Annotated in this window: 19 protein-coding genes; 17 read left to right on the forward strand and 2 right to left on the reverse strand. The window is 63.7% G+C overall.

The features are described 5' to 3' along the window. Nucleotides 1-34: 34 nt before the first annotated feature. The 12 genes from PQQ53_RS08445 to cysM all read left to right on the forward strand — a co-directional run bounded on the left by PQQ53_RS08445 (nucleotide 35) and on the right by cysM (nucleotide 12,538). Complete coding sequence (locus tag PQQ53_RS08445) at nucleotides 35-976, forward strand: prephenate dehydrogenase (RefSeq protein WP_408152525.1); 942 nt, start codon at nucleotides 35-37, stop codon at nucleotides 974-976. 19 nt (nucleotides 977-995) lie between these two features. Further along, nucleotides 996-2,300, forward strand: coding sequence for a 3-phosphoshikimate 1-carboxyvinyltransferase (aroA, locus tag PQQ53_RS08450; protein WP_408140897.1), 1,305 nt, complete (start codon nucleotides 996-998; stop codon nucleotides 2,298-2,300). 35 nt (nucleotides 2,301-2,335) lie between these two features. Further along, nucleotides 2,336-3,022: a (d)CMP kinase gene (gene cmk, locus PQQ53_RS08455; RefSeq protein WP_408140899.1), complete on the forward strand. Its 687-nt coding sequence runs from the start codon at nucleotides 2,336-2,338 to the stop codon at nucleotides 3,020-3,022. Between the two features lie 164 nt (nucleotides 3,023-3,186). Next, the gene (rpsA, locus tag PQQ53_RS08460) at nucleotides 3,187-4,920 is read left to right on the forward strand and encodes a 30S ribosomal protein S1 (RefSeq protein ID WP_121315383.1); all 1,734 of its coding nucleotides are present in this window, start codon (nucleotides 3,187-3,189) and stop codon (nucleotides 4,918-4,920) included. Nucleotides 4,921-4,941: 21 nt separating this feature from the next. Beyond that, nucleotides 4,942-5,265, forward strand: coding sequence for an integration host factor subunit beta (locus tag PQQ53_RS08465; RefSeq protein ID WP_007180889.1), 324 nt, complete (start codon nucleotides 4,942-4,944; stop codon nucleotides 5,263-5,265). 402 nt (nucleotides 5,266-5,667) lie between these two features. Further along, nucleotides 5,668-5,961: a LapA family protein gene (locus tag PQQ53_RS08470; RefSeq protein ID WP_408140900.1), complete on the forward strand. Its 294-nt coding sequence runs from the start codon at nucleotides 5,668-5,670 to the stop codon at nucleotides 5,959-5,961. Nucleotides 5,962-6,031: 70 nt separating this feature from the next. Further along, the gene (gene lapB / locus PQQ53_RS08475; RefSeq protein WP_408140902.1) at nucleotides 6,032-7,207 is read left to right on the forward strand and encodes a lipopolysaccharide assembly protein LapB; all 1,176 of its coding nucleotides are present in this window, start codon (nucleotides 6,032-6,034) and stop codon (nucleotides 7,205-7,207) included. Nucleotides 7,208-7,351: 144 nt separating this feature from the next. After that, the gene (locus PQQ53_RS08480; protein ID WP_408140904.1) at nucleotides 7,352-8,755 is read left to right on the forward strand and encodes a UDP-glucose dehydrogenase family protein; all 1,404 of its coding nucleotides are present in this window, start codon (nucleotides 7,352-7,354) and stop codon (nucleotides 8,753-8,755) included. Then, nucleotides 8,721-9,728: a D-glycero-beta-D-manno-heptose-7-phosphate kinase gene (rfaE1, locus tag PQQ53_RS08485; RefSeq protein ID WP_408323650.1), complete on the forward strand. Its 1,008-nt coding sequence runs from the start codon at nucleotides 8,721-8,723 to the stop codon at nucleotides 9,726-9,728. Before PQQ53_RS08480 ends, rfaE1 begins: the two co-directional genes overlap by 35 nt. A gap of 154 nt (nucleotides 9,729-9,882) precedes the next feature. Continuing rightward, on the forward strand, nucleotides 9,883-10,875 hold the full coding sequence (rfaD, locus tag PQQ53_RS08490; RefSeq protein ID WP_408140907.1) for an ADP-glyceromanno-heptose 6-epimerase: 993 nt from the start codon (nucleotides 9,883-9,885) through the stop codon (nucleotides 10,873-10,875). Between the two features lie 78 nt (nucleotides 10,876-10,953). Beyond that, nucleotides 10,954-11,319 carry a ComEA family DNA-binding protein gene (locus PQQ53_RS08495; protein ID WP_408140909.1) on the forward strand — a complete coding sequence of 122 codons (366 nt, stop codon included), beginning with the start codon at nucleotides 10,954-10,956 and terminating at the stop codon, nucleotides 11,317-11,319. A 316-nt stretch (nucleotides 11,320-11,635) separates the two neighbouring features. Next, nucleotides 11,636-12,538: a cysteine synthase CysM gene (gene cysM / locus PQQ53_RS08500; RefSeq protein ID WP_168663612.1), complete on the forward strand. Its 903-nt coding sequence runs from the start codon at nucleotides 11,636-11,638 to the stop codon at nucleotides 12,536-12,538. Between the two features lie 102 nt (nucleotides 12,539-12,640). Here the strand turns inward: cysM and mltB are convergent, their stop codons facing one another. Then, the gene (mltB, locus tag PQQ53_RS08505; protein ID WP_408323651.1) at nucleotides 12,641-13,789 is read right to left on the reverse strand and encodes a lytic murein transglycosylase B; all 1,149 of its coding nucleotides are present in this window, start codon (nucleotides 13,787-13,789) and stop codon (nucleotides 12,641-12,643) included. 282 nt (nucleotides 13,790-14,071) lie between these two features. Between mltB and PQQ53_RS08510 the strand changes: the two genes are divergently transcribed. Together PQQ53_RS08510 and PQQ53_RS08515 are read left to right on the forward strand one after the other, a co-directional pair. Continuing rightward, complete coding sequence (locus PQQ53_RS08510; RefSeq protein WP_408140913.1) at nucleotides 14,072-14,995, forward strand: histone deacetylase family protein; 924 nt, start codon at nucleotides 14,072-14,074, stop codon at nucleotides 14,993-14,995. 52 nt (nucleotides 14,996-15,047) lie between these two features. Continuing rightward, nucleotides 15,048-15,848: an enoyl-CoA hydratase gene (locus PQQ53_RS08515; protein WP_408323652.1), complete on the forward strand. Its 801-nt coding sequence runs from the start codon at nucleotides 15,048-15,050 to the stop codon at nucleotides 15,846-15,848. Between the two features lie 141 nt (nucleotides 15,849-15,989). Here PQQ53_RS08515 and PQQ53_RS08520 read toward each other — a convergent pair whose 3' ends face one another. Further along, nucleotides 15,990-16,892, reverse strand: a complete 903-nt coding sequence (locus tag PQQ53_RS08520) for an alpha/beta hydrolase (protein WP_408140917.1) — start codon at nucleotides 16,890-16,892, stop codon at nucleotides 15,990-15,992. Between the two features lie 240 nt (nucleotides 16,893-17,132). On the opposite strand from PQQ53_RS08520, the gene PQQ53_RS08525 reads away from it, so the two are divergent. The 3 genes from PQQ53_RS08525 to PQQ53_RS08535 are packed head-to-tail and all read left to right on the forward strand — an operon-like array spanning nucleotide 17,133 to nucleotide 19,649. Next, nucleotides 17,133-18,167 (forward strand): methionine ABC transporter ATP-binding protein, encoded by a 1,035-nt coding sequence (locus tag PQQ53_RS08525; RefSeq protein WP_408140919.1) that lies wholly within the window; start codon nucleotides 17,133-17,135, stop codon nucleotides 18,165-18,167. Then, nucleotides 18,157-18,810 carry a methionine ABC transporter permease gene (locus tag PQQ53_RS08530; protein WP_121315372.1) on the forward strand — a complete coding sequence of 218 codons (654 nt, stop codon included), beginning with the start codon at nucleotides 18,157-18,159 and terminating at the stop codon, nucleotides 18,808-18,810. The genes PQQ53_RS08525 and PQQ53_RS08530 overlap by 11 nt, the downstream gene beginning before the upstream one ends. Nucleotides 18,811-18,854: 44 nt before the next feature. Beyond that, a complete protein-coding gene (locus tag PQQ53_RS08535; RefSeq protein WP_408140921.1) occupies nucleotides 18,855-19,649 on the forward strand; it encodes a MetQ/NlpA family ABC transporter substrate-binding protein in 795 nt (264 codons plus the stop codon). The last annotated feature ends 296 nt before the right edge of the window (nucleotides 19,650-19,945 follow it).

Below are 19,945 nucleotides of genomic sequence, written 5' to 3' on the forward strand. Positions count from 1 at the left end.
CAAACTTGATCGGCATGACTGGCGCGCTTTTCCTGTGACCGACGTGGCCGCGTTTTCTTTTGACAAGCTGGTGATTTTCGGTGTCGGGCTGATCGGCGGGTCGCTCGCGCGCGCGCTGCGTGAACGCGGCGAGACCGAGGGGGCGCGCAAGGTGATCGGCGTCGGGCGTTCGTCCGCGTCGAGCGAGCGCGCTTTGGCCTTGGGCGTGGTCGACGGCGCCGCGGCGTTGAGCGACGAAGCCGCGCTGCGTGAAGCGCTGTCCGGTGCCGACTTCGTGCTGCTGGCGGCGCCCGTCGCGCAGACGCTGCCGTTGCTCGAACGCATCGCGCCGTATCTCGACGCGAGCACGATCATCACGGATGCGGGCAGCACCAAGTCGGACGTGGTCGATGCGGCTCGCGCGGCGCTTGGCGCGCGGATCGGCCAATTCGTGCCGGGGCATCCGATTGCCGGCCGCGAGTCGAGCGGCGTCGATGCCGCCTTGCCCGATCTGTATGTGAACCGCAACGTCGTGCTGTGTCCGCTGCCAGAGAATGCGCCGCAGGCGGTCGAGCGGGTCGCGGCGATGTGGCGCGCCACCGGCGCTCTCGTGCGCGAAATGACGCCCGCGCAACACGACCGCGTGTTCGCGTCGGTCAGCCATTTGCCGCACGTGCTGTCGTTCGCCCTGGTTGAGCAGATTCTCAATTCACCCGACGCCGCGTTGAAATTCTCGTTCGCGGCGGGCGGCTTCCGTGACTTCACGCGTATCGCCGCGTCGAGCCCGGAAATGTGGCGCGACGTGTGCGTCGCCAATCGCGTCGCGCTGCTCGACGAACTCGACGCGTACACCGCAGTGCTCGCGCGCCTGCGCGCGGCGATCGACGCCGCCGACGGCGCCGCGCTCGAAGCCGTATTCGCGCGCTCGCGAGTCGCCCGCACCGAATGGCAGGAACAGCGCGCGGCGGGCACGGCCCAAAGCGACGCGTCGAAATAACCGGAAACTGGACTCAATCATGGAATTCCTCGATCTCGGACCATTTTCTCGTGCGTCCGGCACGGTTCGTCTGCCCGGTTCGAAGAGCATTTCGAACCGGGTGTTGCTGCTCGCGGCGCTCGCCGAAGGCGAAACGACGATCACGAACCTGCTCGACTCCGACGACACCCGCGTGATGCTCGATGCGCTCGAAAAGCTCGGCGTGCGTCTGAAGCGCGATGGCGACGCCTGCGTCGTGACCGGCACGCGTGGTGCGTTCACCGCGCGCCAGGCCGACCTGTTTCTCGGCAATGCGGGCACGGCGGTGCGTCCGCTGACCGCGGCGTTGGCCGTAAATGGCGGCGACTACCGGATTCACGGCGTGCCGCGCATGCACGAGCGGCCGATCGGCGATCTGGTCGACGGCTTGCGCCAGATCGGCGCGAAGATCGACTACGAAGAGAACGAAGGCTATCCGCCGCTGCGGATTCGCCCGGCGCAGATCACCGCCGACGCCCCGATCCGCGTGCGCGGCGACGTGTCGAGCCAGTTCCTGACCTCGCTGCTGATGACGCTGCCGCTGTTGCGCACCGAAAGCGGCGTGACCACCGTGCAGGTGGACGGCGAACTGATCTCGAAGCCGTACATCGAGATCACGATCAAGCTGATGGCGCGCTTCGGCATCGAGGTAGAGCGTCACGGCTGGCACCAGTTCGTCGTGCCGTCGGGGCAGCGCTACCAGTCGCCGGGCACGATCATGGTCGAGGGCGACGCATCGTCCGCATCTTATTTCCTCGCGGCCGGCGCGCTCGGCGGCGGGCCGCTGAAAGTGGAAGGCGTGGGCCGCGCGAGCATCCAGGGTGATGTCGGCTTTGCCGATGCGCTTATCAAGATGGGCGCGAACCTGCAGATGGGCGACGACTGGATCGAAGTGCGCGGCGTCGGCAACGATCACGGCAAGCTCGATCCGATCGACATGGACTTCAACCTGATCCCCGACGCGGCCATGACGATCGCCGTCGCCGCGCTGTTCGCGGACGGCACGACCACGCTGCGCAACATTGCCAGCTGGCGCGTGAAGGAAACCGACCGGATCGCCGCGATGGCGACCGAGTTGCGCAAGGTCGGTGCGAAGGTGCAGGAGGGTGAGGATTTCCTCGTCGTCACGCCGCCGGAGAAACTGATTCCTAACGCTTCCATCGACACCTACGACGACCACCGGATGGCCATGTGCTTCTCGCTGGTGAGCCTCGGCGGTGTGCCGATCCGCATCAACGATCCGAAGTGCGTCGGCAAGACATTTCCCGATTATTTCGAGCGCTTCACCGCGCTCGCTCAACCCTGATTCGACCCCGAATCGACTGACGTGCGACTTTTTCGATGAAACCGACCCGTCCCTTTCACCAGACGCCCGTCATTACGATCGACGGCCCGAGTGCCTCTGGCAAAGGCACCGTGGCCGCGCTAGTTGCCGCGAGCCTAGGCTTTCACTTGCTGGATAGCGGCGCGTTGTACCGGCTTGCCGCGCTGGCCAGCCTGCGCTATGGCATCGCGCCGGACGATGCCGACGCCCTTGTCAAACTGATCGACGACCTGCATATCACCTTCCGCGAGGGGCTGGCGCAGCTCGACGGCGTCGACGTATCGGCCGAAATTCGCGCCGAGGAAGTCGGCAGCCGCGCGTCGGCGATCGCCGTGCACGCGCCCGTGCGAGCCGCGCTGGTGGCGCGTCAACGGGCTTTTCGTAAGGAGCCGGGGCTGGTTGCCGACGGCCGCGACATGGGCACCGTGATCTTCCAGGACGCCGTGCTGAAGGTGTTCATGACCGCCAGTGTCGAGGCCCGCGCGGCGCGGCGGCATAAGCAATTGATCCAAAAAGGATTTTCTGCTAATATGGATGACTTGCTTCGGGATTTGCGTGAGCGCGACGAGCGTGACAGTCAGCGCACAGCCGCGCCACTCAAGCCCGCAGCGGATGCAAAGCTGCTTGATACCTCCGCATTGTCGGTCGACCAGGCGGTCGAACAAGTGGTGCAATGGTATGAAGCTATAGTCCCGCATGGCTGATTCAGGAGCGGTGTTTCGAGTCGGCCGTGGGCGCAGTAGAAGTCCGTTGTCAGTAGGTGCTTCGCGATTGTCGTGAAGCGTTGTATTAACCCTTTAACCCCGCGTGGCATTCGCTTTCTTGCCGAAGTTGCTGACCGTCCGGCCAGCCGGGCACCGCGAGAACCATGCAAATTTTGATTTTTATGTCCGACCTGCAAACCTCTACCCCGAATACCGAATCTTTTGCGGCTCTGTTCGAAGAGTCGCTGACCAAGCAAGACATGCGCGCCGGCGAAGTGATCTCCGCCGAAGTCGTGCGTGTTGACCACAACTTCGTGGTCGTCAACGCTGGTCTCAAGTCCGAAGCCTACATCCCGCTCGAAGAGTTCCTGAACGACGCGGGCGAGGTAGAAGTGCAGGCGGGCGACTTCGTTTCCGTCGCGATCGACGCGCTGGAAAACGGCTATGGCGACACGATCCTGTCGCGCGACAAGGCGAAGCGTCTGGCTTCGTGGCTGTCGCTGGAAAAAGCGCTCGACAACAACGAACTCGTGACCGGCACAATCACGGGCAAGGTCAAGGGCGGCATGACCGTGATGGTCAACGGCATCCGCGCGTTCCTGCCGGGTTCGCTGGTCGATACGCGTCCGGTCAAGGACACGACTCCGTACGAAGGCAAGACGCTGGAATTCCGCGTCATCAAGCTCGACCGCAAGCGTAACAACGTCGTGCTGTCGCGCCGTGCCGTGATCGAAGCAACCCAGGGCGAAGAGCGCGCAAAGCTGCTCGAAACGCTGAAGGAAGGCGCGATCGTGGAAGGCGTGGTCAAGAACATCACCGACTACGGCGCGTTCGTGGACCTCGGCGGTATCGACGGCCTGCTGCACATCACCGACATCGCATGGCGTCGTGTGCGTCACCCGAGCGAAGTGCTGTCGGTTGGCCAGGAAGTCACCGCGAAGATCCTCAAGTTCGACCAGGAGAAGAACCGCGTTTCGCTGGGCATCAAGCAACTGGGCGACGATCCGTGGGAAGGCATCTCGCGCCGTTACCCGTCGGGCACGCGCCTGTTCGGTAAGGTCACCAACATCACCGACTACGGCGCATTCGTCGAAGTGGAATCGGGCATCGAAGGCCTCGTCCACGTGTCGGAAATGGACTGGACGAACAAGAACGTTGCACCGTCGAAGGTTGTGCAGCTGGGCGACGAAGTCGAAGTCATGGTTCTCGAAATCGACGAAGACCGCCGCCGTATCAGCCTCGGCATGAAGCAGTGCAAGCCGAATCCGTGGGACGACTTCAGCCGCAACTTCAAGAAGGGCGACAAGCTGCAAGGCGCAATCAAGTCGATTACCGACTTCGGCGTCTTCATCGGTCTGCCGGGCGGTATCGACGGTCTGGTTCACTTGTCGGACCTGTCGTGGAGCGAAACGGGCGAAGAAGCAGTTCGCAAGTACAAGAAAGGCGACGAAGTGGAAGCGATTGTTCTCGGCATCGACGTCGAGAAGGAACGCATTTCGCTGGGCATCAAGCAGCTCGAAGGCGACCCGTTCAGCAACTTCGTTGCAATGAACGACAAGGGTTCGATCGTCGACGGCGTGGTCAAGACGGTGGACGCGAAGGGTGCAGTGGTTCAGCTGTCGGCTGAAGTCGAAGGCTACCTGCGCGCTTCGGAAATCGCACAAGACCGCGTGGAAGATGCTCGCAACGTGCTGAAGGAAGGCGACAAGGTCAACGCGATGATCATCAACATCGATCGCAAGTCGCGTGGCATCAACCTGTCGATCAAGGCCAAGGATTCGGCTGAGCAACAGGAAGCCATCCGTGGTTTGGCTTCGTCGGATTCGAGTGCGGCAGCTACCGGCACGACGAACCTCGGCGCGCTGCTGAAGGCCAAGCTCGACGGCCAGAACCAGTAAGCCTGAGAGGTCTGCTGCAGTATGACCAAATCGGAATTGGTCGCCCAGCTGGCTACGCGATTTCCGCAACTTGTACTCAAAGATGCGGATTTCGCGGTGAAGACGATGCTCGATGCGATGTCGGAGGCGCTTGCCAACGGTCATCGTATCGAAATTCGCGGCTTCGGCAGCTTCGGCCTCAACCGCCGTCCTTCCCGCGTCGGACGCAATCCGAAGTCGGGCGAGAAGGTGCTGGTACCTGAGAAGTACGTACCGCACTTCAAGCCGGGCAAGGAGTTGCGTGAGCGGGTAGATCGTCGCGCGGGCGAGCCGTTGAAGGCCGAAGAGCCGGATGACGACCTGTAAATGCTTCGCTGCGCGTTTTGCAGCGTGGCATTGCTAGCGTCAGCGGCCAAAGCCAGTTGGCAAAAGACCAGAAAAAGCGCCTTTGGGCGCTTTTTTTTCGCCCATAGATTTTCGAGCCGCATTGTCGCAACTGCTTTGCCGCGCCGCGCTAAGCCAAGCCACCCCGAGCCGGGTTCGCGCGTGCCCGTCGCTCGCCACCCTGCCACGCCCGCCCGCACGTCCCAATCCCCATTTGCGACAAGAGCAAGATAAACAAACCTCACGTAAGCCCGCAATCCGCCACTTCCTGCCCAGCCACGAGGGCTTCAATTACAATACGGGTCACTTCGGCGCGGGCAATATCCTGGCGCGACGCGTCATCAGGCCGGCGTCACTCCGCAACTGCCGTCAAGAGACATATTCATGAAATTTATCGTCTGGTTGATCCGTGTGCTGGTGTTCGTGCTGCTGCTGGTGCTGGCGCTCTCCAACACACAACCTGCTACGTTGAATTTCCTCGCTGGCTACATGTGGTCGGCGCCCTTGATCCTGATCGGTCTCGCGTTCTTCGTGGTGGGGCTGGTGGCCGGGCTGGTGTCGGCGATGCCTGCTACGGTGCGCCTGCGCATGGAAAATGGCCGGCTCAAGCGCGAGTTGCGCGTGGCGCGCGAAACGCCGGCGGTGGTCGAGCAGCCGCCCCTGCCGCCGCTGATTTGAATTTCCCTCCGCCGCGCAAGGTTGAGCGCGGCTTTCCGTTCCCGCTTTCCCGCACATTTGCATTAATCGCATGGATCTAGACTTCTGGTGGCTGCTCGTCATACCCGTCGCTTTCGCGTTCGGCTGGATGGCTGCGCGTTACGACCTCAAGACGCTGCTGTCCGAAAGCGCCAACCTGCCGCGCTCGTACTTCCGCGGCCTGAACTTTCTGCTCAACGAGCAGCCTGACCAGGCGATCGATGCGTTCATCGAAGTGGTCAAGCTCGACCCTGAAACGATCGAGCTGCATTTCGCGCTCGGGAACCTGTTCCGGCGCCGTGGCGAAACGGACCGCGCGATTCGCGTGCATCAAAATCTGTTGAGCCGCGCCGACCTGCCGGTCAGCGAGCGCGACCACGCGCTTTACGAACTGGGCCAGGACTTCCTGAAAGCGGGCCTGCTCGATCGCGCCGAGGAAACTTTCCGGTCGCTCGAAACCGGCGACTACGCACTAGGCGCGCAACGAGCGCTCCTCACCATCTACGAGATCGAGAAAGACTGGGTCAAGTCGATCGACACCGCGCGCCATCTGGAAACGATGGGCGCCGAATCGCTCGGCAAGGAAATCGCGCAGTTCCATTGCGAGCTCGCGCAGGAAGCGCTGCAGCAGCAAAATCCGGACGAGGCCCGCCGCCAACTCGGCTTCGCGCTGAAGGCGAACCCGACCAACGTGCGCGCAACGATCCTGTTCGGCGACGTCGACGTGGCCGGCGGGGAGCAGGCCGCGGCCATCGAGCAATGGCGGCGCGTCGAGGAGCAGAATCCGGCCTATCTGCCGCTGGTCGCGGAAAAGGTGATGAAGGCCTATGAGGCGCTCGGCCGTCCGCAGGAAGGCGCCGATCTGCTGACCGCCTGGGTGGACCGGCATCCGACCAACGATCTGCTCGACGTGGCCTATCAGCACGTCGCGTCTCTGCGCGGTCCCGATGCGGCGCACGCGCTGGCGCGTTCGCAAATGCAGAAGTCGCCGAACCTGGCTGGCATGACGCGCTTGCTGGAGGCGCAGCAGGCCGTCGCGGAAGAACCGCGGCGCAGCGAACTCGAACTGATGCGTACACTGATCCGTCAGCGCACCAAGAATCTGCCACGCTATACGTGCCAGAATTGCGGCTTCAGGGCGCGGCTTTTCTATTGGCAGTGCCCGGGTTGCAGCGGATGGGAAACCTATGCGCCGCGTCGTGTTGAACCGATTGTCGCGTCGAGCTGACACCATGGCGGCCGCCGCGGCTTTAACCGCACGGCCGCCGCCCCCCGCGTATGGCGGCAGCACCGGCGCGGGCGGATTTTGCAGCGAGTTCGTCGCCGGCCTCATGACCGGCAATCATCACCGGAACCCTCTACCGGAAAGCGTATGAAAATCACCATTATTGGCACGGGCTATGTCGGCCTCGTCACTGGCGCGTGTCTCGCTGAGATCGGACACGACGTTTTCTGTCTCGACGTCGATCCGCGCAAGATCGAAATCCTCAATAACGGCGGCGTGCCGATTCACGAGCCGGGTTTGCAGGAGATGATCGCCCGCACGCGTGCGGCGCGCCGCATCACGTTCTCCACGGATGTCGAGGCCAGCGTGGCGCACGGTGACGTGCAGTTCATCGCGGTCGGCACGCCGCCTGACGAAGACGGCTCGGCCGATCTGCAATACGTGCTCGAGGCGGCCCGCAACATCGGCCGCACGATGAACGGCTTCAAGGTGATCGTCGACAAATCGACGGTGCCGGTCGGCACCGCGCAGCGGGTGCGCGCGGTCATCGCGGAAGAACTCGCCAAACGCGGACTCGCGGACAGCGAACAGCATCGCTTTTCGGTGGTCTCCAACCCCGAGTTCCTGAAGGAAGGCGCGGCGGTCGACGACTTCATGCGGCCCGACCGCATCGTGATCGGCAGCGACGAAGACGAAGCCGGCCAGCGCGCACGCGAACTGATGAAGCGTCTGTACGCGCCGTTCAACCGCAATCACGAGCGCACGCTGCACATGGACGTGCGCTCGGCCGAATTCACCAAATACGCGGCCAACGCGATGCTCGCCACGCGCATTTCGTTCATGAACGAAATGTCGAATCTGGCGGACCGCGTTGGCGCGGATATCGAAGCGGTGCGCCGCGGCATTGGCTCGGACCCGCGCATCGGCTATCACTTCCTGTATGCCGGTTGTGGCTATGGCGGCTCGTGCTTCCCGAAGGACGTGCAGGCGCTGATTCGCGCCGCCAGCGAGAGTGGCCACAATCTGCGCATTCTCGAAGCGGTCGAGGAAGTGAACTACAAGCAGAAGGACGTGCTGGTTCAGAAGATCACCGCCAGGCTCGGCGACGATCTGAGCGGCCGCACGTTCGCCCTCTGGGGCCTCGCATTCAAGCCGAACACCGACGACATGCGCGAAGCGCCGAGCCGTCGCGTGGTCGCTGAACTGCTGGCGCGCGGCGCCCAGGTGCGCGCGTACGACCCGGTCGCGGTGACTGAAGCGCGCCGCGTATTCGAGCTCGATCTGCACGATGCGCCCGAGCAGCTCGCGCGTCTGACCTTCACGAGCACGCAGGACGAAACGCTCACCGGCGCCGACGCGCTCGTGATCGTGACCGAATGGAAGGAATTCAAGAGTCCGGATTTCGTGCACCTGAAATCGGTGCTGAAGTCGCCGCAGATTTTCGACGGCCGCAATCTGTACGAACCGGACGCGATGACCGAACTCGGCATCGACTATCACTCGATTGGACGCCCTTATGCCCAACCCACTGAACTTCCGGCCGATGCCTGAGGCCATGCCGGGAGCCCCTGCGTCCACGCCGGCGGCGCAGCTCACGGTCGTGCCGCGCGCGCAGCTCGGCGCGGCGCGCGTGCTGGTGGTCGGCGACGTGATGCTCGACCGTTACTGGTTCGGCGACGTGAACCGCATCTCGCCTGAAGCGCCGGTGCCGGTGGTGCACGTGCAGCGCCAGGAAGACCGTCTGGGCGGCGCGGCGAACGTCGCGCGCAATGCGGTCGCGCTCGGCGCGCAAGCGGGCCTGCTGTGCGTGGTCGGCCATGACGAACCCGGCGAGCGCATCGTGCAGTTGCTCGGCGAAAGCGGCGTGACGCCGTATCTTGAACGCGATCCGGCGCTGCTCACCACGATCAAGCTGCGCGTGCTGTCGCGGCAGCAGCAGTTGCTGCGCGTCGACTTCGAAAACTTGCCGGCGCACGAAGTGCTGCTCGCGAGCCTCGCGCGTTTCGACGAGTTGCTGCCGTCGCACGATGTGATCCTGATGTCGGATTACGCGAAGGGCGGCCTGACCCATGTCACGCAGATGATCGCGAAGGCCCACGCGGCGGGCAAGCCGGTGCTGGTCGATCCGAAGGGCGACGACTGGGAACGCTATCGCGGCGCGACGCTGATCACGCCGAATCGCGCCGAGTTGCGCGAAGTCGTCGGTCAGTGGAAGTCCGAGGAGGATCTGCTCGCGCGCGTGACGAAGCTGCGCGCCGAACTGGCGTTCAAGGCGCTGTTGCTGACGCGCTCGGAAGAGGGCATGACGCTCTTCTCCGATGACGGCGTCCTGCACACTTCGGCCGTCGCACGCGAAGTGTATGATGTCTCGGGTGCAGGCGACACCGTGATCGCCACGCTCGCCGCCATGCTGGGTGCGGGTCTCACGCTGGTCGACGCGGTCGGCCTCGCGAATCGCGCGGCGGGCATCGTGGTCGGCAAACTCGGCACCGCCACCGTCGACTACGACGAACTCTTTCATTGATGCGGCCCGCCGGGTCTTTCGTCACGCGCCGTCGCGCAGCGTGAAAAAGAACCCGCGGGGCGTCAACCGAAGTCCCATGCAAAGCTGTCGATTGGAGTGGGCGCTTTAGCGCTCAGCTCCAGTCCCACGCAAGGCTCATTACCGCAGGATCATCATGACTCTCATCGTCACCGGCGCGGCCGGTTTCATCGGCAGCAATCTCGTGAAGGCGCTCAACGAGCGCGGCGAACAGCGCATCATCGCCGTCGACAATCTCACGCGCGCCGACAAGTTCAAGAATCTGGTCGACTGCGAAATCGACGACTATCTCGACAAGACCGAATTCGTCGAGCGCTTCAAGCGCGGCGACTTCGGCAAGGTGCGCGCGATTTTCCACGAAGGCGCCTGCTCGGACACGATGGAGACCGACGGCCGCTACATGATGGACAACAACTTCCGCTACAGCCGGGACGTGCTCGATGTCTGCCTCGCGCAGAACATCCAGTTTCTGTATGCGTCGTCGGCGGCGACGTACGGCGGGTCGAGCCGCTTCGTCGAAGAGCGGGAAGTCGAGCAGCCGCTGAACGTGTACGGCTATTCGAAATTCCTGTTCGATCAGGTGATCCGCCGCGTGCTGCCCACCGCGAAGAGCCAGATTGCGGGCTTCCGTTACTTCAACGTGTACGGGCCGCGCGAAACGCATAAGGCGCGCATGGCGTCGGTCGCGTTTCACAACTTCAACCAGTTCCGCGCCGAAGGCAAGGTCAAGCTGTTCGGCGAATACAACGGCTATGCGGCCGGCGAGCAGACGCGCGACTTCGTTTCCGTCGAAGACGTGGTGAAGGTCAATCTGTTCTTTTTCGACAATCCGGACAAATCGGGCATCTTCAATCTCGGCAGTGGCCGTGCGCAACCGTTCAACGACATCGCGAGCACCGTGGTCAACACGCTGCGCGCGCTGAACAACGAACCGGCGCTGTCGCTGGCGGATCAGGTGCAGCGCGGGCTGATCGAGTACATTCCGTTTCCCGATGCGCTGCGCGGCAAGTACCAGTGCTTCACGCAGGCCGACCAGTCGAAGCTGCGCGCGGCTGGCTACGACGCGCCGTTCCTGAGCGTGCAGGAAGGTGTCGATCGTTACGTACGTTGGCTGTTCGGCCAGGTGTAAATAATTCGGATCCCTCTTTAAACTGGAATCTCCCCGGTTGGTGATGGTCGCCAACCGGTTGTACGAGGGAGGTTCCATATGTTTCGAAAAATTCTGGTTACCGCGGCCATGCTCGCCGCATTCGGCCACGCGTATGCGGCGGTCGATGTCAACACGGCTAACGAGGATGCGCTGCGCGGCATCAAAGGCATCGGTCCTGCCAAAGCGAAGGCCATTCTCGACGAGCGTGCAGCGCATGGTCCGTTCAAGGACCCGGCCGATCTCGGCAAGCGCGTCAAAGGCATGGGCGGGCATACCATCGAGCGCCTGCAGGCGGAGGGTCTCGCTGTCGGTCCGGCTGGCGCGGCTGCTAACACGCAGGTTGCGGCGGCTGCACAGACCAAAGGCGCGGCCGCTCCGGCCGACGCGTCCAAAAGCAACCCCGCAGTGGTGGTGAAGAAATAAGCCGACGCGGGCTGTGCGCGCGGTTGCTCCACTGCGCGCATAGCCCGCGGCCGTCGCCCCCTTCATGGTCGGAGTGAAACGAACACTCCTTCAGCTGTCATGCAGATGACTGGCTCCCGCGGTTCTCAGCCGCGGGCTTTTTGCGTGGTGGGTGCACGGCTCACACCGGGCTTTTTGCGCGTCGCAATGGCATGGCGGACGCGCGCGATGAGCGCGTTGCACCCATGCCGGCAGAAGGGCCGCACGGCAGCTGCGGGCACGGTGGTTTAGAATCGATGGATTGAAGACTCCGCGCATCGACAGCACCAGAACCGATATGGCTTACAAAACGATTGAAGATACGATCGGCAATACGCCGCTCGTGCAACTCGTCCGGCTCCCCGACGACGAAATCCGCAGCCGCAATAACGTGGTGCTTGCGAAACTCGAGGGCAACAATCCCGCGGGGTCGGTGAAGGATCGTCCGGCGCTGTCGATGATCAAGAAAGCGGAAGCGCGCGGGCGCATCAAGCCGGGCGACACGCTGATCGAATCGACGAGCGGCAACACCGGCATCGCGCTCGCGATGGCGGCGGCGATCCGTGGCTACAAGATGGTGCTGATCATGCCGGAAGACCTGTCGGTGGAGCGCCGTCAGAGCATGGCGGCGTATGGCGCGCAGATCGTTCTGACACCCGTCACCGGCGGCATGGAGTACGCGCGCGATCTGGCCGAGCAGATGCAGCGCGAAGGCAAGGGCATCATCCTCGACCAGTTCGCGAATCCGGACAATCCGGCTTCGCACATCGAGGGCACGGGCCCGGAAATCTGGCGCGACACCGAAGGGCGCATCACGCATTTCGTCTCGTCGATGGGCACGACCGGCACGATCATGGGCGTGTCCACTTATCTGAAGACGCAGAATCAGGCGATCGAGATCATCGGCGCGCAGCCGGAGGAAGGCTCACGCATTCCGGGTATTCGCAAATGGCCGGAAGCCTATCTGCCGAAAATTTTCGACCGCAGCCGCGTGGATCGCGTCGAGAACGTGAGCCAGGCCGCCGCGGAAGCGATGGCACGCCGGATGGCATCGGTCGAAGGCATCTTCGCCGGTATTTCGTCGGGCGGCGCATGCGAGGTCGCGCTGCGTATCGCGCGCCAGGTCGAGAATGCGACGATCGTGTTCATCGTCTGCGATCGCGGCGACCGGTATCTGTCCACCGGGGTCTTTCCCGCTTAAGCGTGCGTCGTCACGCCCGCCTATGAAAAAGCGCCGGTCGAGCCGGCGCTTTTTTTACGTCTGTTGGTGTGGGGCGCATGGAGCATGCGCGTCACGTTCGCTCTATTGCGAATTGCCATTCGGCGCCGCCGCGCCATTGGCGCCGTTCGCCGCGTTGCCTGCCTCCATCTGCGCTTTGACCTTCTGGCCCAACTGATACACCGCCAGCGCATAAAAGAAGCTACGGTTATAGCGCGTCAGCACGTAGAAATTCTTCAGTCCCAGCTTGAACTCGGTACCGCGTCCCGGCGACGGCAGGTCGACCATCGTCACCGGCGTTCCGGCTTCCGCGGCGACGTCCACGCCCGGTTCGTTCAGCAGCAGCCCGGCGCGCAGTAACTGTTCGAGCGGCCAGTGCGGCTCCGGCTGGCCGTCGGCGGCCGCTTGCGCGACGCCCAGGCTGCCGGCGTCCGAGCCGATCCGCCACACCACGGGCCGGCCGCTTTCCCAGCCGTTCTGACGCAGATAGTTCGCCACGCTGCCGATCGCGTCCGCCGGGCTCGTGCGCAGATCGATGTGCTTGTTGCCGTCGTAGTCCACCGCGTATTGCGTGATGCTGCTTGGCAGGAACTGCGGAATGCCGATCGCGCCGGTGTACGAGCCGAGCACCGTGGTCGGGTCGATCTGCGCGTCGCGAGTCCACACCAGATAGTCTTCGAGATTCTTGCGGAAGGTGGCCTGACGGTCGCCGCGATTGGCGGTGTTCGGGTAGTCGAAGCTGAGCGTGGTCAGCGCGTCGAGCACGCGGAAGTTGCCCATGTAGCGGCCGTAAATTGTTTCCACGCCGATGATGCCGACGATCACTTCCGGCGGCACACCGAACTCTTCATACGCGCGTTGCAGCGTGGCCTGGTTCTCGCGCCAGAAGCGCACACCGGCGTTGATGCGAACCGGGTCGAGAAAGCGCGACTGATACACGCGCCAGTTCTTCACTGCCGGTGACGGCGACGGCGTGACCAGCTTGACCGCAGTCGCCGAATAGCTGACGCCGGCGAACAGCGCGTGCAGCGCGGACTCGTCGAAGTCGTAGCGCGCGACCATGTCGTTGATGAACGCGTCGACATTCGCATTGTTCGCGTAGCGCTGCGGGATGATCTCTTCTTCAAACGTTTGCCCTTGCGGCACAGACGGTTGCGGCTGGCCTTGCGCGATCAGCACTGGCTGTTTCTTGCCGACGCCTTGCGCGAGCGCCGGACTGGTTGCCATGACCAAGCACGATGCGACGGACAATGAGGCGGCCAACGCGCCGAGATGAAGCCGGTTTCGTGCAGACAGAGCAAGCTTGACGGTCATAGTGAGCAAGGGGTGCAGTGTGCGGGAGACAGGGGAAAAAGGTTCGGGGCAGTATACCCGACGCCTTCTGCAAAACCGTGTCGAACTCGTCACAGCGGCATCGTGTGGTAACTTGACGAATGTCGGCGCGCCGCGAGGGTGCGCCTCTGGAAGGAGACACGCTACGCGCGCCGCGAAGGCGTTGCGTCGCAGAAGAAAATCATGGCAACAGGTCTTTATTCTCACGCCGACTGTCTGCTGCACGACATGGGGCAATGGCATCCCGAATGTCCCGCGCGCCTGCAGGCCATCGAAGATCAGTTGATCGCGAGCCGCATCGACTCGCTGATCGAGCGCGAGTCCGCGCCGCTCGCGGACGAAGCCGCGCTGCTGCGCGTGCATACGCAAGCGCACGTCGACTACATCCGCAGCCGGTCGCCCGTCGAAGGCATCGCCGAGATCGATCCCGATACGACGATGAACCCCCACACGTTGCAAGCCGCGTTACGCGCGGCGGGCGCCGCGGTGGCCGCGACCGACGCGGTGATCGAAGGCCGTTACGACAATGCCTTCTGCAGCGTGCGTCCGCCCGGCCATCATGCGGAGCCGGCGCGCGCGATGGGCTTCTGCTTCTTCAATAACGTCGCGATCGCCGCACGTCATGCGCTCGACGTGCACGGGCTGCAGCGCGTCGCGATCATCGACTTCGACGTGCATCACGGCAACGGCACCGAAGCGGCTTTCTCGGGCGACCCGCGCGTGCTGATGTGCAGCATCTTCCAGCATCCGTTCTATCCGTTCACCGGCGCCGACAACCAGGCGTCCAACATGTGCAACGTGCCGATGCCCGCACGCTCGAAGGGCATGGAAGTGCGCGAGGCGGTGGACATGCTGTGGCTGCCGCGCCTGCATGAATTCAAGCCGGAGATGCTGTTCATCTCGGCGGGCTTCGACGCGCATCGCGAGGACGATCTCGGCAACATGGGCCTCGTCGAAGACGACTACGCGTGGATCACCGATCAGATGCGCGAGATCGCGAAACGCCATGCGCGCGGGCGCATCGTCAGTTGTCTCGAGGGCGGGTACAACCTGTCGGCGCTTGGGCGCAGCGTGGTTGCGCACGTGCGCTCGCTGGCCGGCATCTGAACCGCCCGCCGTGCCACCGGCGGCAACCACTCAACGCAATGAGGAGCGAGCCATGAACGCGGAGGCGAGCAGCGCTTCACTGATCGAGATCGAACACGATGCGTATCGGGTGCCGGGCGTCGTGCTGTTGACGATGAACCGGCCCGACGCGTTCAACGCGCTCTCCGAGGCTTTGCTCGATGAGATGCAGCATGCGTTGACGCGGATCGCTCGGTCAGATGCTCGCGTGGTCGTCATCGCGGGCGCGGGGCGTGCGTTCTGCGCGGGACATGATCTGAAGGAAATGCGCGCGGCGCCGTCGCTGGCTTATTACCAGCGGCTGTTCGCCCGGTGCACGAAGCTGATGATGACGATCCAGCGTATGCCGCAACCGGTCATCGCGCGCGTGCAGGGCGTTGCCACGGCGGCCGGCTGCCAGCTGGTGGCGATGTGCGATCTGGCGGTCGCGGCGGATTCCGCGCGTTTCGCCGTGTCTGGCGTGAACCTGGGGCTGTTCTGCGCGACGCCTTCGGTGCCGCTCTCGCGCAACCTGTCGCGCAAGGCGGCGCTTGATATGCTGCTCACCGGCGATTTCATCGATGCCGCCGAAGCGAAGCAGCAAGGCCTCGTGAACCGGGTGGTTCCCGCCGACGCGCTCGACGCGGAACTCGCGCGGCTTGCCGCGACGATCTGCGCGAAACCGGTCGAGGCGGTGAGCGCCGGCAAGGGGCTTTTCTATCGCCAGCTCGAAATGGGTATCGAGGCGGCTTACCAGCTTGCCGGCCAGACGATGGCCTGCAACATGATGGACGACTCGGCGCTCGAAGGCGTGCAGGCGTTCATCGACAAGCGCGCGCCGGACTGGAAGCGTTAGGCGGGCGCAAAGGATGGCTGTAACTGTTGTGGCCGGCGGTGCGCCGCAGGTTGGCGGCGCCTCACAGCCGGCCGTCTGCGAGCGGTAACCGGCGGCCGGCGAGAAAGCCTCGCGCTTCGTTCGCCCCACAGCATCACACGTTCAACGCCCCACCGCCCGCTTCTCGATCCAATCGATCAGCGCCCCGATCACCCGGTCGCGATCGAGATCGTTCATCGTCTCGTGATAGCTGCCTTCGTGCAGCGTGAGCGTCTTGTCCGGCGAACCCGCGTGCTGGCCGAACGCGCGGCTGCCTTCGGGCTCGGTGAGTTTGTCGGCGGTGCCGTGGTACACCAGCAGCGGCATGCGCAAGGCCGCACGGCCACGTTCGATCCGCGCCATCGCCAGCAACAGTTCCGCGCCGGTGCGCGCCGGAATCGCCCCGTGATGCACGAGCGGATCATTGAGGTTGGCGTTCACCACCGGCTGAAGGCGCGACAGCAGCGCGGCGTCGATCTTCATCGCCGGGAAACCTGGGTAGACGCGGCTGATCACCTGGCTCAGCGCAAGCATCCAGCGCGGCACGTCGCGTCCCGGCGCGAGCGCGGGGCTCGACAGAATCAGACCGCTCAGCCGCCGGCCGCTCGCTTCGAGCCGTTCGATCGCGTACAGCGCGGCTATCGCGCCGCCCATGCTGTGGCCCATCAGAAAGAGCGGCGCGCAGCTTTGCGCGGCGGCGTCGAGCAGGGCCTGTGCGTCGAGCAGATAGTCGTCGAAACGCTTGACGGAGACCCGCTTGCCGGGCGCGTGTCCGTGGCCGCGCAAGTCGATCGCGACCAGTTCGATACCGGCCGCGTTGAGTCGCCCAGCCAGTGCGGCGTAGCGGCCGGCGTGCTCGGCCAGCCCGTGCAACAGCGCGACGGTAGCGCGCAGCGTACCGCTGGCCGGCCAGCGGTACAACGGCAGTGCGACGCCGTCGGCGGTCGTGACCGACGAGCGCTGCGGCCCGTCGACGTTCTGCTTGCCGCCGCTCGCGCGCACGTTGTTATTTTCGGATGTTTCCATGGCTGCGACTTGTCCTGTTTCTGGTTCGCCCGATCATAATCGCAGCGACGCCCGGCACGCGAGCATTGCATGTCGCACGCCCCTCTAATGCTCACAGGTTATGAAAAGATCGTAATTGATTATTAAAGGAAATGTCGGCGCTGCGGTAGAATTGCGGGCTCAAATCCCAATAAAAGCAACGGCGGCCGCTTGTCGGGAGCGCACAACGCTCGGTGACAGAGTCCGCCGTTTCGTTTTTCCATGATCGAAATACGCAACATTTCCCAGCGGTTCGCCGGGCCCCGGGGCTGGGTCGAGGCGCTGCACAACGTCAATCTGTCGATTCCGGCGGGCGAGGTGTTCGGCATCATCGGCCGCAGCGGCGCGGGCAAAAGTACGCTCGTGCGCACCATCAACCTGCTCACGCGCCCGTCCGAAGGCAATATCGTCGTCGACGGCCGCGATCTGACCACGCTGCCCGCCGCGCAGTTGCGCGAGGCGCGCCGCGAGATCGGCATGATCTTCCAGCACTTCAATCTGCTGTCGTCGCGCACCGTGTACGAAAACGTCGCGTTGCCGCTCGAACTCGCCGGCATGAAGCGCGACGAGATCGAAGCGAACGTGCTGCCGCTGCTCGAACTGGTCGGCCTGTCGGCGCAGAAGGACCGCTATCCGGCGCAGATCAGCGGCGGGCAGAAGCAGCGCGTGGGCATCGCGCGCGCACTGGCGAGCAAGCCGAAAGTCCTGCTCTCGGACGAGGCCACCTCCGCGCTCGACCCCGAAACCACGCGCGCGATTCTCGACCTGCTCAAGCGCATCAATCGCGAACTGAACCTGACGATCGTGCTGATCACGCACCAGATGGACGTGATCAAGCAGGTCTGCGACCGCGTCGCGGTGCTGGACGCGGGCCGCGTGGTCGAAGAGGGCAAGGTGATCGACGTGTTCCTGCAGCCGCGTCATGAAGTGACGCGCGCGCTGATCGGCGACGTGATCGCGCAGGAGCTGCCGCCGGCGATGAAGGCGCGTGTCGCAGAGCGCCTGAAGACCGGCAGCGGCCACCTGTTGCGGCTCGCGTTCACGGGCTCCGGCGTCGATCAGCCGATCCTGTCGGAAACGATTCGCCGCTACGAACTCGACTTCAACATCCTGCACGGCCAGATCGACGAGATCCAGGGGCAGGCGTTCGGCTCGCTCGCGGTGCTCGCGGGCGGCGAACCGACGAAGGTGGCGCAGGCGCTGACGTATCTGCGTGAACAGGGTGTGGTGGTGGAGGAGCTTTCGCATGTTGAGTGAAATGTTCGATATGTTCGTCCAGTCGTTCTGGGAAACGCTCGTGATGGTGGGCATTTCCGGACTGGTCGGCGCATTGGTGGGGTTGCCGCTCGGCGTGCTGCTGTATCTGACGGACCGCCAGGGCGTGCTGGAAAACGTCGCGGTGAATCGTGTGATGGGCGTGATCGTCAATGCGGTCCGCTCGACGCCGTTCATCATCCTGCTGGTCGCGGTGATTCCGTTCACGCGCCTCGTCGTGGGGTCGTCGATCGGGACGGCGGCAGCGGTCGTGCCGTTGACGATCGCCGCCGCGCCGTTCATCGCGCGGCTGGTCGAGACCGCGCTGCGCGAGGTCGATCGCGGGCTGATCGAAGCGGCCCAGGCGATGGGCGCGACCACCGGCCAGATCGTGTTCAAGGTGTTGCTGCCGGAATCGCTGCCGGGCGTGGTCGCCGGCTTGACGATCACGTTCGTGTCGCTGGTCGGTTATTCGGCGATGGCCGGCGCGATCGGCGGCGGCGGTCTCGGTGACCTCGGTATTCGCTACGGCTATCAGCGTTTCCTGCCGGAGGTGATGCTGACGGTCGTGGTGATCCTGATCGTGTTCGTACAGCTGGTGCAGTCATTCGGGGATTGGCTCGTGCGTCGTTTGAGCCATAAATAAATACGGGTCATCGGAACCCGCCAACAGAGTCGGAAAGGTCCATCATGCAACGTCGTTTCATTCTCCAGCTCGCCGGCGCGTTCGCCGCCGCGTCGCTGTTCGCCACCGCGGCCCACGCCGAAGACAGCATCAAGGTCGGCGTCACGGGCGGCCCGCACGCGCAGATCATGGAAGTCGTAAAGACGGTCGCGGCGAAGAACGGCCTCAATATCAAGGTCATCGAATTCTCCGACTACGTGCAGCCGAACGCGGCGCTCGCCGGCGGCGATCTGGACGCGAACAGCTACCAGCACGACCCGTACTTGCAGGCGCAGGTGAAGGATCGCGGCTACAAACTGATCCGCATCGCGGACACGGTCACCTACCCGATGGGGATCTATTCGAAGAAGGTGAAGACGCTCGCCGAACTGCAGCCGGGCGCGAAGATCGCCGTGCCGAACGATCCGACCAACGGCGGCCGGGCACTGTTGCTGCTGCAGAAGCAGGGGCTGCTGAAGCTGCGCGCCGATGCGGGCCTGAAGGCGACGCCGCTCGACATCGTCGAGAATCCGAAGAAGTTGAAGATCGTCGAACTCGACGCCGCGCAAATCCCGCGCTCGCTGAACGACGTCGATGCGGCCGCCATCAACACGAACTTCGCGATGGAAGCCGGCCTGAAGCCGAAGCAGGACGCGATTGCTGTCGAAGATCCGAAGGGCCCCTACGTGAACATCATCGCAATTCGCGAAGCCGACCGGAACAAGCCGTGGGTCGCCAAATTGGTCGCGGCGTACCATTCGCCGGAAGTGAAGCAGTTTGTCGACAACAAGTTCGGTGGGTCGGTGATCACCGCCTGGTGAGCCAACGGCCTGGACATCGGGCAAGAGACGGCGGCCATGACGAATTAGAGGCGTAAGTTGAAACCCGGGGTTGCCGCCCGGGTTTTTTCGAGATTAAAATAGAACGATCGTTCGTTATTGCCGTCACGCCGCTGAGGAGCGATATCCTTCTGCTAAAGCGCCCGCGACAAAAGGCTGCCCCGAGGGCAGTCGCTATAATGTTCGTTGGGTTGACGTATTCGTAACTTTGGAGCGTGTGCATGAAAATCCTGGTGCCAGTCAAGAGAGTGGTCGATTACAACGTGAAGGTCCGGGTC

The sequence above is a fragment of the Paraburkholderia strydomiana genome, from assembly GCF_046030495.1.
Taxonomy (GTDB): domain Bacteria; phylum Pseudomonadota; class Gammaproteobacteria; order Burkholderiales; family Burkholderiaceae; genus Paraburkholderia; species Paraburkholderia strydomiana_A.